The following is a 16,756-nucleotide window of genomic DNA, read 5'->3' on the forward strand; positions in this document are numbered from 1 at the left end:
GCTGGTTGCTTCGCCCATGTTCATCGCGAGCGTCCTTGTGGTCGCTCCTATCGCGGCGACCGCGGCGTCGGCCGCCGACTGCGCTGATGCCGAGGTCGTCTTCGCGCGTGGCACCGATGAGCCGCCGGGTCTCGGCCGCGTCGGCGATGCATTCGTCGACTCACTGCGCAGGCAAGTCCCCGGCATGAACATCGGCACCTACGCCGTCAACTACAAGGCCGGCAAGCTGCAGTTGCACGGCGGCGACGGCGCCGATGACGCGATCGCCCATATCAAGTCCACGGTGTCGTCGTGCCCCGACACCAAGATCGTCCTGGGCGGCTTCTCGCAGGGTGCCAGCGTGATCGACATCGTCGCGGGTGTTCCGATGGGTGGCATCACCTGGGGCAACTCCCTTCCGCCTCAGTACGCCGACACCGTCGCGGCTGTCGCGACCTTCGGCAATGTGGCGGGCCGCACCGGGGGATCTCTGCCGACGCAGAGCGCACTTCTCGGTTCCAAGGCGATCGACCTGTGTAACCCTGGCGACCCGATCTGTCACGCGGGCCCGGGCAACGCATGGAGCGGACATACCGAGGGCTACGTCCCCGGGTACACAGACCAGGCGGCCGCCTTTGTGGCGGCCATGCTGCTGTCGGGGTACGGCCCGGTGACTCCGGGCTACGGCCCCGACCCGTCGTTGCACGGTCCGCAACCGGGATATGGGCCAGCGACCCCCGGCTTTGGTTCGCAGCCGCCCGGGCCTGGGCCGTCAACCGTCGGGCCTGACGCGCCGTATCCCGAGTTCGGATTCGCGTCAGCGGTCTCCGTCACTCGGTGAATGCCCGGGAGTACCGGCAGCCATCGCGCTCCACCCACGGTGTCGTCCCGTTGACCGGCGGCCCGAATGTGATGCGCTCGGGCAGTCTCGGGTCGGCACCGATGCGAAAAGTCCGCCAGCCCAGGGGAACAAGCTCGCAGTCGTCGGTGGGAGCCTCGACGCCGCCGGGCGCGATCAGCACCAGTCGCCCCTGGCGCAGCACCACTCTGAAGTTGGTGTACCACGGCGTGTACGAACGGTAATGTCCGCAGAACGATTCCAGCTCGCCGGACGGCATGTCCGGCGGCGTCGGTGTGCCGGCACGGGCGAACGTCCGCGGGCCCCAATGCCAGGCGTCGTCCTGAAAGGTCAGCGAGAATCTCGCCAGTGACAGGTTGCGGACCACCGCGCCGCGGGTCCACGTGCGCAGCAAGGGTTCCCGCTTGCCGCCGAACTCGAGAGCCAATCGCACGCGATCGCCGCTGCGTTCCTCGACAGTGATCCGAATCGACCGCGGTTCATCAGACTTCGCAGCCATGTCGATGAATTCGCCGACATAGCCATCGCTTTCGACGCTCGCTGGCCACCACTGTGGCAAGAGCCCTGCGGTATCGACGGAACCGGGAGACTTCAGCTCAGCGGCAACACTGCGGGCGATCGCCTCGGCGATCGGGCTGTCGCCGTTGGCGTTGGTGAGCACGCAGACCGCGATTCCGTCGTCGAGATCGGCCAGCAGGAACGAGGCGTAGCCGACCATGCCGCCGCCGTGTGACACCACGGTGCGCCCGGCCACCTGTTCGACGTTGATGCCCAGGCCGTAGCGGCTGGTCTCGGTGGCAGCGACACCGGCCAGCGACAGGACGTCCTCGCCGGCGGGGGCTGTGGAACCCACCATGGTCTCGAATTCGGTTGGTTCGAGGATCGTCGTGTGATCGACGGTGCCCCGGCCCAGCAGCATGCGCGCGAATACCGCCAGGTCCGACGCGGTGGCCGCGATATTGCCGTCAGCTCCGGCCACCTCCAGCCACGGCGCCTGCACCAACGCGTCACCAGGGCTCCAGGGCTGGTCGTCATGCAAAGCCTGATAGCCCCGCGCCAGCGATGCATAGTCGGCGTGCGTCACACAGGTGATGGTGGACGTCATCTTCAGGGGTGCCAGGATGTGCTCGCGAACGAGGTCGACGATCCGACGCCCGGAGACCTCGCGGGTCACCTGGCCGAGCAGCAGAAAGCCCAGATTTGAGTAGTGGAAGAAACTTCCGGGTGCGGCCGGCGACACACTGCCGGTGAAGGTAGCGACCTGGCCCAGCTCGTCGGGCAGCGCCTCGGTGCTGGCCACCAGGCCGGCCGTATGGGTGAGCAGCCGCTCGACGGTGATCCCCTCGGCGCGCAGGGGTTCGGGCAGCCAATCGAGCACGGCGCCGAGGGGCTCGTCGAGCCGGATGAGGCCGCGGCGTGCCAATTGCAGGATGGCGATCGCGTTGAACACCTTGCTGATCGAGCCGATCTCGAAAAGGTGTTGTGCCGCAACGGGAATGCCGGCGCTCACGTCGGCATGACCGAATCGGTGGGTGAACAGCTCGCGATCTCTGTCGACGGCCACCACGACGCCGCCGGGGACTGCCCAGTGTTCGGCGATCGTGGCTGCCAGCGCTCGCGCCGATTCGCTCATTGCCGTCCGCAATACAACATACTTAGTATACTAAGCGCTGATGGCCGGCACGGCGCGGTGCGTCGGCGTCACCCGCGCAGGCGCTCACCCACGGGCAGGTTCATCCGGGCGCGCACCTCGCGGGTCATCTCGTCGGCCAAGACCTCGTCGGCACCGGATTCGATCCCGTCGAGCACCTGCCGAACGACGTCAGCGGGGTCCGACTTCGGGCCGTCGGCGAATGCGCCCATATCAGTGTCCACCAGACCCACGTAGACGCCCACCACCTGCACGCCGCGCGGACCCAGTTCGAGTCGCATCGAGTCGGTGGCGCTCCACAGCGCGGCCTTTGTCACGCTGTAGCTTGCGCCGACGGGCAGCCATGCGAGTACCGATGCCACGTTGACGATTGCTCCGGAGTTGGCCGCGATCCGATCGGCGAAGGCCGATGCCATCGCGAGGGGGCCGAACAGGTTCGTCTCCATCTCCGCACGCAGGCCGGAGGAGTCCGGGTGCAGAACCGAGGCCCCGCGGACGATGCCGGCGTTGTTGATGAGAACACTGACATCGGAGGCGATGTCGGCCGCATTGGCGATCGACGCTGCGTCGGTGACATCGAGCCCGAGCGCAACGACGCGGGGGTCGTCGACGTCGATCGCCAGCGGATCACGGGCAGCGGCATAGATCTTCGCCGCTCCTCGATCGAGAAGCTGTTCGACGTATTGGCGGCCCATGCCCCGGTTGGCGCCGGTGACGAGCACTGTTTGATTGGCGAGCGACGTCATGAGGCGGTCGATCCCAGGAATGCGAGTGCCTCGGGAACGAAGCGTTCATGGGCCTGGAAGATGCCACCGTGCCCGGCGTCGGCGTAGATGCGCAGGGTGGCATTCGGCAGGCGCTGAGCCAAGTCATAGGAGTTGCTGGAGGGGACCATTCGATCATTGTCGCCATTGGCCACCAGCACGGGCTGGTGAATGCGTGACAAGTCCGCGGGCTTCTCGAGGCCGAAGGCGTGAATCGCCTTGAGCTGCGTGCGGAATGCGCCGATCGCCATCGCCTTGTCGCGGTCCTTCGTCCGTTCCTTGAGCCGCTTGATGAACGCGCGCCCCTGCGCCTTCCCGTTCTGCGTCCTGGTGAAGAAGAGAAGCTCCTTGGGGTCTTTGAAGGTGGCGTAGGCGTGCAGCGTGTCGAGGTAGGTCAGCTTCGTCACGTTGGCGATGCCGTCGCCTCCCGCCGGCCCGGTCCCCGCGAGGATGATCTTGCGCACCAGCGCCGGCTCTTGTTGGGCGATCACTTGGGCGACCATTCCGCCCAGCGAGAACCCGAGGAGATCGACCTGATCGAATCCCAGCGCCCGGATGAATGCGACGGCGTCGCGGGCCATCGCCTGGACCGTGTCCGGTGTCTTGCCCTCGGAACCACCGACGCCACGATTGTCGAACGTGATCACACGGTGCTTGGTCGCGATGCCGTCGACGACCCTGGGATCCCAGTTGTCGAGGTTGGCGGCCAGGTGATTCAGGAAGATCACCGGTATGCCGGTATCGGTACCCAGCTCCCGATATACGAAGCGGGTCCCGCCCACCGACACGGACTTCGTCGGCGCATCCCGGTACGACGTGGCGCCTGAGTGCACGCTCGCCGGGCGCAGATGGCTTGCGCCATCGTGGGGGGTGGTTCGTTCGCTTGCCATGGTTTTCTCCTTTGTATACCGATCGGTGTACTTGCTGAGTTCGACGCTATCACTTCGCAGATCCGGTTAGTACACCGAACGGTGTGCTTTGAGTATGACCTCGCTCACCGGTGATCGGCGAGCGGCCTCATTTCGATGTTGTTGCCGCTGCCAGAACCGCGTCATTCACCGCGGTCGGTGTGATGGCGACGACGGCTGTCTGGGCGCGGCTGGCCAAATCCAGCAGGTAGCGACGTTTGGGACGTCTCGATGTCAGCGCGTGATCCACGGCCTTCGTGACCCTCTTGGGATCGGCGGCGATCTTCTGCATGCGTCCCAACAACTTCCGGGTGCCGGCGAGGTGTGACGCATAGAGCCGGCGATGCTCCTCGCTGAGTTTCGCAACCATACGATCGTGGTCGGCGAGCACGTCAGCCCACATATCGGTGCGGATCGGCCCTGGCTCGATGAGCGACACGGGAATCTTCCACGGACGCAATTCCATCCGGAGTGCGTCGGCGAGGGATTCGATGGCGTACTTCGATGCGTTGTAGGCGCCGGTGCCCGGGGTCGTGATCAACCCGCTGACCGAGGACATAAACACCACGCGCCCTCCGGACGCACGGATCCTCGGCAGTACCGCCTGGGTCACCGCGATCTGTGAGATGACGTTGACGTCGAGTTGTTGGGTCAGATCGTCGAGCGATAGCCCCTCGACCGGCCCGTTGACGATGATGCCGGCATTGTTGACGACGCCGTTCAGCTCAGCGGGCAGCTGATCGGGGAGTGCGGCTATGGCAGACCGGTCGGTGATGTCGAGGGCGATCGGGTGAACGCCGGGTAGGCGGCCGAGGCTGCTCAGGGCGGCATCGGACCGGGCGGTCGCGTAGACGTCCCAGCCGCGTGTGCTCATGTGCTCGGTGATCGCCAGGCCGATTCCTCTACCTGCGCCGGTAACCAGTACGGAAGGCATCTGCTCACACCGCCTTCGCGGACAGGCGCCGCTGCCAGGTGAGCAGAATCGGCACGCCGATGGTCTCGAGGCCGATGGCCCCCACGATCATGGGATGCGGACGCCCGCGTTGTTTCCAGGAGATCATCCGCACCAGTCCGCCCACTGCGACGGTGGACAACGCGAACGTGGTGGCCTGGGATCGCTCGATGCGCCCCAACTCCCGCAGGATCGTGAGGCCTGCAGCGAACTTGAACACGCTGGCGTAGCGCAGGGCGCTGTCGACGGTCGGAGCCACGTCGGGTGAACCGCCGGGCACGGCCCGCGGGCCGCGCAGAATCTCACCCACTGCGCTGGTCATTGGTATTGCGGAAAGAGCTCCCAGGGTCCATTGCAGCGCCGTGCGGTTGGGGCTGGGGGCGTGGAGGGTGGTGGTCACGGTGGTGGTCTCCTGAGGGCCGATGCGTCCGTTTGTAAACCGATTGGTTTACTTATGGAGGCGACGCTACACGGTGATCGCCTAAAGGTAAACCTATCGGTATGCTTAGGTCATGAACGCAGATGTCACGGAGCGCAAAACTCCTCAAAGGGCCGGGGCCGGCGGCCGGGGTGCACGCCAGCGGATCCTGGCGGCGGCGGTCAAGTTGTTCTACCGCGATGGCATCAACGCCACGGGCGTGGAGCGGCTCGCCAACGAAGCAACCGTCTCCAAGCGCACTCTCTACCAACACTTTCCGAGCAAGGAAGCTGTGGTTGAGGAGTATCTGCGCGTCATCCAGCAGCATGTGGGTGATCCGCTGCGGCCCGGGCCGGACGATCTACGGCGGACTCCCCGCGCGCGCATCCTGGCGTTGTTCGAGACACCTTCACCCGACGGGCAGATGCGGGGCTGCCCGTTCCACAATGCGGCCGTCGAGGCGGCCGAGACCATGCCCGAGGTCCACGAGATCGTGCAGGCACACAAGCGCAGCTACATCGACGGTGTGGCACGCCTGGCCAAGGAAGCCGGCGCCGGCAATCCCAAGCTGCTCGCCAATCAACTCGCCGTGCTCTACGAGGGGGCGGCCGCCCTGTCGACGTCTTTGGATGATCCGACCCCCTGGACACACGCCCGCAAGGCCGCGCAGACGCTCATCGACCTGGCGGCTACTTCACCGCGATGACGACCTTGCCCTTTGTCCGCCCGGCCTCGACGTAGGCCAACGCGTCGTTGGTCGCCTCGAAATCGAAGACCTTATCCACCAGTGGCCGGATGACACCCGATTCGATTAGGCCGGTGATCTTCTGCAGTTGGCCGCCGTCGGCCCTCATGAACAGGAACGAGTACCGCACACCAAGTCGTTTGGCCTGAGCTCTGACTCCGCGGCTCAACGCCCGCGTGACGAGCCCGACGAACCACGGCGCGCCGAGTTGTGTGGCAAAGGCGGGGTCCGGCGGCCCGGAAATGGAGACGAGGATCCCGCCGGGTTTGAGAACCCGAAGAGATTTCTTGAGTGCTGCGTTGTCCTGGCTGTGCAGCACGACGTCGTACCCGCTCAGTTCGGTTTCGAAATCTTGCGACTTGTAGTCGATGACCACGTCGGCGCCGAGTTCCCGGACCAGGTCGAAGCTGGCCGGGCTGCAGGTGGTGGCCACGGTTGCGCCGAGATGCTTGGCGAGCTGAATCGCCACCGTGCCGACGCCACCGGAGCCTGCCTGGATGAAGACCTTCTGCCCCGCGGTGAGCTGCGCCGTCTCGACGAGCGCCTGCCACGCGGTCAACGCAACGAGCGGTATCGAGGCGGCCTGTTCCATGGTGAGGTTGGCCGGTGCATGGGCGACGTCCCGCTCGTGCATCGCGATGAATTCGGCGAATGTGCCAATCCGGGCGGCATCCGGGCGGGCGTAGACGGTGTCGCCAGGCTTGAATGCGGATACCCGCGAACCGACGCGCGTCACGACACCGGCGGCGTCATTGCCCATGATGGTCGGCAACCTATAGGGCAGAACGAGTTTGAACTCCCCGTCGCGGATCTTGGCGTCAACGAGATTCACGCCGGCGGCATAGACCTCCACCAGCACATCGTGGTCGCCTGCGCGGGGAGTGTTGACGTCGGTCAGCGTCAGTCGGCCGTTCTTGCGGTAGCGATCGAGGACAAAGGCCTTCATGGGGTGGCTCTTCTCATCAGTGGTACACCGAATGGTTTACCTAGGACGGTACCCCGACCCGATGGAGAAGTAAACCGACCGGTGTCACTATGACCGTGCAGCGCTGCGCTCCCGGCTGACCGGGATGCGCTCAGCTCACTTTCGTGAGTGTGAAGGCCGTGGTCGCCACTCCTGAGGTGCCATCGCATGCCGGGCCGTATGCGCTGTTCAACGTGCCCTGCAGGCTGGCGGCGTCCCAGGTGTACACCTGATCCGCCGGGTAGCGGTTGCCCTCGCAGATGTCCCCAACAGGGTTTCTCACACTGAGAACCCACTGGCCGTTAGTGAACGTTGCATCGCCCTGCACGTTGCCCCGTTCGCCGGCGATGTGGGCGACGCATCCCTCGGTCGCGCACGCCGATGACACCGTCACCAGGGTGGGATCGCCAAGCTGAGGTTCGTATCGGTACACACCGTTGAAGCCGTCGTCGGCGAGCGCCGTACCCGCCAGCACCAGGCCGAAGCCGGCGAGAACCGCGGCCACCGCCGCACCTTTAAGGTTCATGGAAATACCCCCCGAAGTCGGTGGTCGCCGTACACCGGAGACCACCACCACGGTATCTATATCGGTAGATGACGTGTGGACTTTTCCGGCATCCCCGCAGGCCTTACTGCTTGGCCAGGGCGATCTTCATCTGGGCCTCGTAGTCCTCGACGTGCTCGCCGCTGACGTCCACGATCACCCGATGGATCCGGCCGTCGAACTTGAAGGGCGGGTCGTAGTCGGGCGTGACCGACGACCCGGTGTCGGCCCCGACGAGCATGGCGCCGCCCTGGGCGAGCCGGATGGGGGTGGTCACCGGGAACTCGCCCCGGCCGACCTCGGTGCCGTCGACGAACAAGGTGACAGTGCCGGGCGTGCCCTTGCCGTTCTTGACATCCGGTTGGCCGGTCGGCGCGAACTCCACGGACAGGAAGTGCCGGCCGCTCGGGATGCGGTCAGCCGATCGGACGGTGAAGACGTCCTTGGCGACGTAGTTGTGTGCGTAGCACAGCAGCCCGTCCTTGACGTACAGCGTGATTCCGCCATCGTTGCCGCCCATCGAGAGCAGCACGCCAGCCGATTCGTCGGTGAGCTCGACGTCGGCGTTGATCGAGTAGGGCCGGTTGAGGATCTTCGGTGCCGAGGCCGCCGAGATCGACTGGGTGCCGGGGTAGAGCACGTAACGGCTGCGGCTGGCTGCGATCTGCGGGCGTTCGTCGGCGATGCGGACCACGCCGCGGCTGTCGATCGGCAGCACGTTGTACTTGCCGGCTTCGTTGTACCACAACGTGATCATCGCGATCAGTCGTGCGGGCTCTGCCTCGGCCAGGTTGGTGGTTTCGGCGACGTCCTCGGCGACGTGGTAGAGCTCCCAGCCCGTCGCGTCGAGCTCGCTGAGCATGTCAGCAGTGATGGGATCGCCGAACTTGTGTGTCGATTCGGCGAACGAGGTTCCTGGCCAAGGGCATACGGCGCGCCAGCCGTCATGGTAGAGCGAGCGGTGGCCGAGCATCTCGAAGTACTGGGTCATATGCTTTGTGGGCGCGGCATCGTCGTCGAAGGTGTGCGCGAAGCTGACTCCTTCGATCGGTGACTGGGTGATACCGGCGATGGCCGCCGGAGCCTCGACCTTGAGCGCGTCGAGCACCGTCGGCACCATGTCGATGAGATGCGCATAGTGTGAGCGCAGTTCGCCGCGCGCGGCGATGCCGCGCGGCCAGGTGACGATGAATGGGTCGGTCGAGCCGCCACGGTAGGTCTCCCGCTTCCATCGGCGGAACGGGGTGTTGCCTGCGTGCGTCCAGCCCCAGGGGAAATGGTTGAACACCGTCGGGCCGCCGATCTCGTCGATGCGCGCCAGCCCTTCCTCGACGGTATCGGCGACATTGTTGAAGAACCGGACCTCGTTGACCGAACCGGTGGGGCCGCCTTCTGCGCTGGACCCGTTGTCGGAGATCAACATGATGACCGTGTTGTCGTACTCGCCAATGTCTTTCAGGAACTGCACGAGCTCGCCGATGTAATGGTCGGTGTGCTCAAGGAATCCGGCGAACACCTCCATCATCCGCGAGAAGAGCCTTCGCTCGTCGGCTGACAGTGTCTCCCAGTCCGCGACGTCGGGATCGGGCGCGGAGAGTTCGGCCGTGGCGGGAACCAGACCGAGTTGCTTCTGCCGCTCAAACACCTCGCGGCGGTAAACCTCCCAGCCTTTGTCGAACTTGCCGGCGTAACGGTCAGCCCACTCCTTGGGTACGTGATGCGGTGAATGCATCGCGCCCAGTGCGAAATACAGGAAGAACGGCTTGTTCGGAGCGACCTGCTTGGCGTCGGCGATCATCGCGGTGGCCCTCTCCACCAAGTCGGGCGTCAGGTGATAGCCCTGCTCCGGGGTGGTCTCGGGTTCGGTCTGCGAGTTGTCACGGACCAGTTCGGGGTAGTACTGGTGGGTGTCGCCGCCGAGGAACCCGTAGAAACGTTCGAATCCACGCCCCAGCGGCCAGCGGTCGTACGGACCGGCCGCGGTCATCGTCTCCTCGGGGGCCAGGTGCCACTTCCCGACGCAGTAGGTGTTGTAGCCCTGGGCTCGCAGAATCTCGGAGAGGAAGCCGTTCTCGAACGGGATGTAGCCGTCGGACCCGGGGTAGCCCGTCGACCCGTTGGTGAGGCAGGCCAGGTGATTCGAGTGGTGATTGCGTCCGTTGAGGATGCACGAGCGCGATGGCGAACACAGCGCGGTGGTGTTCATGTTGGAGAACTTCAGGCCGTCCGCCGCCAAGGCATCGATGTTGGGTGTGGAGATCGGGCTGCCGTAGCAGCCCAGGTGTCCGTAGCCGGTGTCGTCGAGAACGATGAACACCACATTCGGGGCGTCCTCGGGGGCTCGCGTGGGCGCCGGCCAGGCCGGGGTCGACTCGTCCGCGGTACGGGCGATGACGCCGGGAAAGGTTGTCCCGGGCTGATATTCGGTGATTGCCACTAGCTGAACCCTTCAGATGATGCCGAAACCATGTAAACCCTTGTAGAGAAACCACCCGCCGAACACCAATCCGAGCGCGATCATGATCACCCGGTTGTGGTCCTGCAGCCAGCGCAGACTGTTATCCAGGAACGCCCGGGACCTGTTCGGGAAGAACGCGGCGGCCGCGATGACCGCCAGATGTGTACTGACACCGAGCACGACGAACGCGATGTAGGTGACGGTGTTGGTGCTGCGGGGCATCCCTGCGTCACCGATCGTGCCGATCGCGGCGAACGTGAACACCCACAGCTTGACCGAGATCAGGATCACCGCGGCGCCGAGTAGGAACGCCTTGCCCGGTGTCATCGACGACAGCGCCGTCATCCACTTCGGCGGGGGATCGTCGGAGTCGTCACCGCCGAGCAGTTCGCGGATTGCGGTGACGAGCAACAAGACCGCGACCACCAGCAGCACCGAGGACACCACCCAGCCGTGCCCGCCCTGGGTGTCGTCGCGCCTGCCCCAGTGCAGGATCGTGCCGAAGACCAGGCCCTGCAACAGCCGAACCAGGACCATTCCGCTCACCGCGGCCGTCGCGGTCCGCACCCGCCCCGGTGTCCCCAGCAGGGCGAGGGTGATCACCAACTCGATCGGCATGAGCGCGCTGGCGATGATGAACGGGGCCAGGCTGGCCCACAGCGATCCCACGTCAGCCGCTTGTGCCGGGCGGGAACACCTCGACGTCGACGTAGTCGATGGATCCGGTGAACCGGAACGGGCGCCGGTCGAAATAGTCGGGGGAGACGGGCGAGCCGAGATCGACTCCGACACCGAAGGTTTCGCTGGCGGTGAAGGCGGCGGGAACGGTGCGGGCCACGGCCACCTTGCCGACCTCGGCACCGTCGACGGCCAGTGTCACCATTGCCGGCCCGGCCGGTGCGGGGGAGTCGAATGCCGTGGTGACGGTGATGACGTGGGAGCCGCTGGGAATCGGTGCTGCGCTGCGGGCCTGGTAGCGGTCGATGATCAGCATGTTGTACTCGTAGACCAGGTGGCCGGCATCCATGAACAACGTCAGTCCGCCGGAAAATCCACCCAGGGCGTACAGCACGCCGGATGCGTTGTCGGGCAGGGTCAGCGCGATCTCGACGCGGCTGTCCTGGCGACCCAGACCCGGCGCGGTGAACTCCGGCATCCGAGTGCATGCGGTGTCGAAGCGCCATCGCGTGTACGGCGAGGAGATGCGGTCCTCCGGATGTGCGCGCAGCCACAACCCGGCACCAACCGGCCAGACCAGATTGTCCCGCGACACCTCCTTGAACAGTTCCTTGAGCTCGGTGAGCTTCTCCGGCTGGGCTGCGGCGAGGTCGTTGGCTTGGGAGAAGTCCTCGGGTAGGTAGTACAGCTCCCACGGTTCGGTCTCGGCGTTCCAGGCTGCCATCCGGGCGGCGGTACTGGCGGTGTCCCAAGGCACGAACGGGCCGAACGCACAGGCGTACCAGCCGTCGCGGTAGATGCCCCGGCTGGCCGAATTCTCGAAGTACTGCACCGACTTTCGGCCCGGCTCATCGGCGCCGTCGAAGGTGTAGGCCAGGCTCACGCCGTCGAGCGGCTTCTGCTCGTGGCCGTCGACGACCTCCGGCGCGGTGATACCGAGGATTTCGTAGAGGGTGGGGGCGATGTCGTTGACGTGGTGGAACTGGCCGCGGACCGCGGCGTCCGGGGCGATTCGGCGCGGCCACGAGATCGCCATCGGGTTGCGGGTGCCGCCGAAGTGGCTGGCCACCAGTTTGGTGTGGTGGAAGGGTGTGTTACCGGCCCATGCCCAGCCGGCGTGATACATGTTGTCGGTCTTCGGTGAACCGAGTGCGTCCAGGCCGCCAAGGGTCTCCAGCGCGGCCAGCTGGTCGTCGACGGTGGTCGGAATGCCGTTCTGGGCAAGGAGTTCGCTGATGCTGCCGCGTTGGCCTTCGGCGCTGGATCCGTTGTCGCCGAAGATGTAGATGACCATCGTGTTGTCGGCGATGCCCTGGCGGTCCAGTTCGTCGAGCACCCGCTCGATCTGGACGTCGACGTGCTCGAGGAAGCCGGCGAACACCTCCATCAGGCGCCGCTGGAACGGCCGCTGCTCCTCGGGGATGTCGTCCCAGCCCTGCATGCTCTCGGCGCGCGGCGTCAGTTCGGCATCGGTTGGAATCCAGCCCGTGGTCTTCTGCCGGGCGAAGACCCGCTCCCGATAGGCGTCCCAGCCGTCGTCGAATCTGCCCTCGTACTTGTCGGCCCATTCCTTGGCGACGTGGTGCGGTCCGTGCGCAGCGCCCGGGGCCCAGTACATGAAGAACGGGCGGTCGGGGGCGTATGCCCGGTGCTGGCGCAACCAGGAGATGGCATTGTCGGCGAGGTCCTCGGATAGGTGGTACCCCTCGCGCTCCGGCGGCTCGACCGGGTTGAGGTTCTGATACAGCCGCGGCTCCCACTGCGAGGTCTCGCCGGCGATGAAGCCGTAGAAGTAGTCGAAGCCGTGCCCGGTGGGCCAGCGGTCGAATGGCCCCATCGCGGTGGTCTGGGTGGCGGGGGAGTTGTGCCACTTGCCGAACGCCGACGTGCAGTAGCCATAGTGGCCGAGCACCTCGGCGACGGTGGCGGTGTCCTTGCCGATGACCCCGGTGTAGCCGTCCCAGTCGACGGCGCGTTCGGCGATGGTGCCGGAATGCACGCGGTGGTGGTTGCGTCCGGTCAGCAGCGCCGCGCGGGTCGGCGAGCAGATCGACGTGGTGTGAAAAGTGTTGTAGCAGAGACCATTTTCGGCAACGCGTCGGAAGGCCGGGGTATGCACTTCGCCGCCGACCACATCGGACAGGCCGAACCCGACGTCGTCGAGCAGGACGATGAGGATGTTCGGGGCGTCCTCGGGGAGGTGCCGCGGCTCGGTGCGCCGCTGATGGGTGGATTCGCCCAGCGTGTAGCCGGCGGTACTGGCCGACTGCGCGGCCGGGAACGGGAGAGTCGATCCGTCGTCCAGGCGCGGGTCTGTCATGGCTCACCAGCTTTCGTCGACGCAGACGGTACCCCCGAGGACGCCGCGGCGAGCCCCTTCGCGGTGCCGAAACAGTGACGGAAGGGGCGATAACGCAGATGCGGGTGTCAGCTTCGCCTAGAGTCCGACGGACACGGTCGAGAACACGAGCCGGAAGCGAGGGGCGCGTCATGCCTGGGGACCAACCGAACATTCTGGTGATCTGGGGCGATGACATCGGCATCACCAACCTGAGCTGTTACAGCGACGGGCTGATGGGCTACCGAACCCCCAACATCGATCGCATCGCCGCCGAGGGCATGCGGTTCACCGACTCCTACGGCGAGCAGAGCTGCACCGCGGGCCGCTCGTCGTTCATCACTGGCCAGAGCGTGTATCGCACCGGCCTGAGCAAGGTCGGCATGCCCGGTTTCGACATCGGCCTGTCCGCAGACGACCCCACAATCGCCGAGCTGCTCAAGCCGCTCGGGTATGCCACCGGCCAGTTCGGTAAGAACCACTTGGGCGACCTCAACAAGCACCTGCCCACCGCACACGGTTTCGACGAGTTCTTCGGCAACCTGTACCACCTCAACGCCGAAGAGGAACCGGAGAACCCCAACTATCCGACCGAAGAAGAGGCGCCGCGGCTTCGCAAGATGATGTTGCCGCGCGGTGTCATCCACTCCTGGGCCACCGAGGAGGTCTCTGATGAGATCGACGAACGGTACGGCCCGGTCGGCCGGCAGCGCATCGAGGACACCGGACCGCTCACCAAGAAGCGGATGGAGACCATCGACGACGAGACCACCACGGCGGCGATCGATTTCATCAAGCGCCAGCACGAGTCCGATACGCCGTTCTTCGTGTGGATGAACACCACGCACATGCATTTCCGCACCCACACCAAACCGGAGAGTCTGGGCCAGGCCGGTCGTTGGCAGTCGCCCTACCACGACACGATGATCGACCACGACAACACCGTCGGCCGGTTGCTGGACGTCGTCGACGAACTCGGCATCACCGAGGACACCATCGTCATCTACTCCACCGACAACGGCCCGCACGCCAACAGCTGGCCGGACGGCGCCACCACCCCGTTCCGCAGTGAGAAGAACACCGGCTGGGAGGGCGCCTTCCGGGTCCCGGAGATGATCCGCTGGCCCGGACGTATTCCGGCCGGAGTGGTGTCCAACGAAATTGTCCAACACCACGACTGGCTGCCGACGTTCCTGGCCGCGGCCGGTGACGCCGACATCGTCACCAAGCTCAAACAGGGCTACACGATCGGCGACAAGACCTACCACGTCCACATCGACGGCTACAACATCCTGCCGTACCTCACCGGCGAGGAGGACAAGAGTCCACGCCGGGGCATGATCTATTTCTCCGACGACTGCGACGTGCTCGGTTTGCGCTACGAGAACTGGAAGATCGTGTTCCTCGAGCAGCGTTGCCAGGGCACGCTGCAGATCTGGTTCGAACCGTTCACCGAACTGCGGGCACCCAAGATCTTCAACCTGCGCACCGATCCGTTCGAGCGCGCCGACGTCACCTCCAACACCTACTGGGACTGGGTTCTGGAGAACGTCTTCATCGCCCTGTACGGCAACGCCCTGGTTTTGCAGTTCCTCGACACGTTCAAGGAGTTTCCGCCCCGCAGCGAGCCGGCGTCGTTCACCATCACCGCCGCGGTGGAGAAGCTCAAGAAGCACTTCGAGTCCCGCGGCGGCTGAGCTTGGCGGGATTGGACTCCTGGACAGACGGGCCGACCAAGTCGGCGATCGTCGACTTCGTTGACCGCGTCACCACCGCGGGAACGGATTTCGTTGAGCCGCAGGCGCGTATCGCGGTCTTCGACAATGACGGCACGCTGTGGGTGGAGAAGCCGGCGTATGTCCAGCTGGACTTCCTGGTGCGCCGACTCGCCGAGCAGGCGGCCGCCGACGCGTCGCTGGCCGAACGGCAGCCCTACGCAGCCGCGGCTGCCGGTGACCTCGACTGGTTCGGCGACGCGGTCACCAAGCACTACGACGGGGACGATTCGCAGCTGACAGTCCTTGCCGGGGGCATTCTTTCGGCCTATCAGGGTCTGACGGTCGAGCAGCACGCCGAGCAGGTCAAGGCGTTCTTCGCCGACGCGCGACACCCGAGCTTGAACCGCCCGTACACCTCCTGCGGGTACGCACCAATGGTGGAGTTGCTGGGCTACCTCGAAGCCCACGGCTTCACCAGCTACATCGCCTCCGGGGGCGGTCGGGACTTCATGCGCCCGGTGACAACTCAGATGTACGGGATACCGCCGGAACGGGTGATCGGCAGCTCGGTGGGCCTGGACTTCACCGACGGTCACTTGGTGACCACGTCGCGGCCCGAGGTCCTCAACGACGGCCCGGCCAAGGCTGTGCGGATCTGGGGGCGCACGGGTCGACGGCCTATCTTCGCGGCGGGAAACTCCAACGGCGACATCGAAATGCTCCAGTTCACCGACGCGTCACCCGGACTCTCGATGAACATGCTCGTCCTGCACGACGACGAACAGCGCGAATTCGCCTATACCGCAGGCGCAGAACGTGCACTGAACCTCGCGGCCGACTCCGGCTGGGCGGTGACCAGCATGCGTGGTGAGTGGTCGAGAATTTTCGCGTGACTGGTGACCTCGTCTGGATTCCCGCACAGAGCGCCGCGCTCGGGTCCGATCAGCACTACCCGGAGGAAGGTCCGGTCCGGCAGGTCGATATCGAGGGTTTCTGGATTCAGCCCCGCCAGGTGACCAACGCCGACTTCGCCCAATTCGTCGATGCTACAGGCTATGTCACGGTCGCTGAACGGCCGTTGGATCCCGCCGACTATCCCGATGCGCCGTCGGAGAACCTGCAGCCGGGTTCGATGGTGTTCCACCGCACCAGCGGGCCCGTGGACCTTCGGCACCTGAGCCAGTGGTGGAGCTGGACACCGGGCGCGTCATGGCGCAGGCCCGTCGGGCCGCTCTCCTCGATCGACAAACGTGCCGACCACCCCGTCGTGCACGTCGCCTACGAGGATGTCGAGGCCTACACCGCGTGGGCCGACCTTGCGCTGCCCACCGAATCCGAATGGGAGATCGCCGCCCGCGGCGGCCTCGGCCACACCACCTACACCTGGGGTGACGAACCGGAAGCGCCCGGTCAGCGGCTCGCCAACTATTGGCACGGTGAGTTCCCGTGGCGCCCGGATGCGGGTTACGGGCGCACCGCGCCGGTCGGCAGCTTCCCGCCCAATGGGTACGGACTGTTCGACATGGCGGGCAATGTCTGGGAGTGGACCAGCGACTGGTACGTCGACACCCGCGCCGGGGACCCCTGTTGTGAGGCAGGCAGCTATGACGCCGGGCAGCCGCAGTTCAAGGTTCCGCGCAAGGTCATCAAGGGCGGCTCGTTTCTCTGTGCCGACAACTACTGCCTGCGCTATCGGCCGGCCGCCCGGCGGCCCCAGATGGTCGATACCGGCATGAGCCACATCGGCTTTCGCTGCGTGAAGCGGTAGTGGGGGATCGTG

Annotated in this window: 15 protein-coding genes; 5 read left to right on the plus strand and 10 right to left on the minus strand. The window is 65.6% G+C overall.

Annotated features, from left to right (window positions below; genetic code table 11):
• The first annotated feature begins 16 nt into the window (after positions 1-16).
• The gene (locus OG976_RS20855) at positions 17-820 is read left to right on the plus strand and encodes a cutinase family protein (protein WP_328352980.1); all 804 of its coding nucleotides are present in this window, start codon (positions 17-19) and stop codon (positions 818-820) included.
• Here OG976_RS20855 and OG976_RS20860 read toward each other — a convergent pair.
• The 5 genes from OG976_RS20860 to OG976_RS20880 all read right to left on the minus strand — a co-directional run bounded on the left by OG976_RS20860 (position 810) and on the right by OG976_RS20880 (position 5,513).
• Positions 810-2,471 (minus strand): serine hydrolase domain-containing protein, encoded by a 1,662-nt coding sequence (locus OG976_RS20860; protein ID WP_328352983.1) that lies wholly within the window; start codon positions 2,469-2,471, stop codon positions 810-812. The two genes, OG976_RS20855 and OG976_RS20860, sit on opposite strands and share 11 nt — an antisense overlap.
• A 68-nt stretch (positions 2,472-2,539) precedes the next feature.
• Positions 2,540-3,235 carry an SDR family oxidoreductase gene (locus OG976_RS20865; protein WP_328352986.1) on the minus strand — a complete coding sequence of 232 codons (696 nt, stop codon included), beginning with the start codon at positions 3,233-3,235 and terminating at the stop codon, positions 2,540-2,542.
• Positions 3,232-4,143: an alpha/beta fold hydrolase gene (locus tag OG976_RS20870; RefSeq protein ID WP_328352989.1), complete on the minus strand. Its 912-nt coding sequence runs from the start codon at positions 4,141-4,143 to the stop codon at positions 3,232-3,234. Before OG976_RS20870 ends, OG976_RS20865 begins: the two co-directional genes overlap by 4 nt.
• A gap of 127 nt (positions 4,144-4,270) precedes the next feature.
• Positions 4,271-5,095, minus strand: coding sequence for an SDR family oxidoreductase (locus OG976_RS20875; protein ID WP_328352992.1), 825 nt, complete (start codon positions 5,093-5,095; stop codon positions 4,271-4,273).
• 4 nt (positions 5,096-5,099) lie between these two features.
• The gene (locus OG976_RS20880) at positions 5,100-5,513 is read right to left on the minus strand and encodes a DUF4345 domain-containing protein (RefSeq protein WP_328352995.1); all 414 of its coding nucleotides are present in this window, start codon (positions 5,511-5,513) and stop codon (positions 5,100-5,102) included.
• 112 nt (positions 5,514-5,625) lie between these two features.
• Here OG976_RS20880 and OG976_RS20885 point away from each other — a divergent pair, with 112 nt between their 5' ends.
• The gene (locus OG976_RS20885) at positions 5,626-6,237 is read left to right on the plus strand and encodes a TetR/AcrR family transcriptional regulator (protein WP_328352998.1); all 612 of its coding nucleotides are present in this window, start codon (positions 5,626-5,628) and stop codon (positions 6,235-6,237) included.
• Here the strand turns inward: OG976_RS20885 and OG976_RS20890 are convergent.
• From OG976_RS20890 to OG976_RS20910, 5 genes are all read right to left on the minus strand, one after another.
• The gene (locus OG976_RS20890; RefSeq protein WP_328353001.1) at positions 6,221-7,222 is read right to left on the minus strand and encodes an NADP-dependent oxidoreductase; all 1,002 of its coding nucleotides are present in this window, start codon (positions 7,220-7,222) and stop codon (positions 6,221-6,223) included. The genes OG976_RS20885 and OG976_RS20890 overlap by 17 nt on opposite strands.
• Positions 7,223-7,352: 130 nt before the next feature.
• Complete coding sequence (locus tag OG976_RS20895) at positions 7,353-7,766, minus strand: hypothetical protein (protein WP_328353004.1); 414 nt, start codon at positions 7,764-7,766, stop codon at positions 7,353-7,355.
• A 103-nt stretch (positions 7,767-7,869) separates the two neighbouring features.
• The gene (locus tag OG976_RS20900) at positions 7,870-10,221 is read right to left on the minus strand and encodes an arylsulfatase (RefSeq protein WP_328353007.1); all 2,352 of its coding nucleotides are present in this window, start codon (positions 10,219-10,221) and stop codon (positions 7,870-7,872) included.
• Positions 10,222-10,233: 12 nt separating this feature from the next.
• Entirely contained in the window at positions 10,234-10,911 is a 678-nt protein-coding gene (locus OG976_RS20905; protein WP_328353010.1) for a GAP family protein, read from the minus strand.
• 1 nt (position 10,912) lies between these two features.
• Complete coding sequence (locus OG976_RS20910) at positions 10,913-13,240, minus strand: arylsulfatase (RefSeq protein ID WP_328353013.1); 2,328 nt, start codon at positions 13,238-13,240, stop codon at positions 10,913-10,915.
• Between the two features lie 170 nt (positions 13,241-13,410).
• On the opposite strand from OG976_RS20910, the gene OG976_RS20915 reads away from it, so the two are divergent.
• From OG976_RS20915 to OG976_RS20925, 3 genes are read left to right on the plus strand one after another with little or no spacing between them, the layout of a single operon-like run.
• Complete coding sequence (locus OG976_RS20915; protein WP_328353016.1) at positions 13,411-14,955, plus strand: arylsulfatase; 1,545 nt, start codon at positions 13,411-13,413, stop codon at positions 14,953-14,955.
• An 11-nt stretch (positions 14,956-14,966) separates the two neighbouring features.
• Positions 14,967-15,869, plus strand: a complete 903-nt coding sequence (locus OG976_RS20920; RefSeq protein WP_442930366.1) for an HAD family hydrolase — start codon at positions 14,967-14,969, stop codon at positions 15,867-15,869.
• Positions 15,866-16,744, plus strand: a complete 879-nt coding sequence (locus OG976_RS20925; RefSeq protein WP_328353022.1) for a formylglycine-generating enzyme family protein — start codon at positions 15,866-15,868, stop codon at positions 16,742-16,744. The genes OG976_RS20920 and OG976_RS20925 overlap by 4 nt, the downstream gene beginning before the upstream one ends.
• Positions 16,745-16,756: the final 12 nt, after the last annotated feature.

The organism is Mycobacterium sp. NBC_00419 (assembly GCF_036023875.1).
GTDB lineage: Bacteria > Actinomycetota > Actinomycetes > Mycobacteriales > Mycobacteriaceae > Mycobacterium.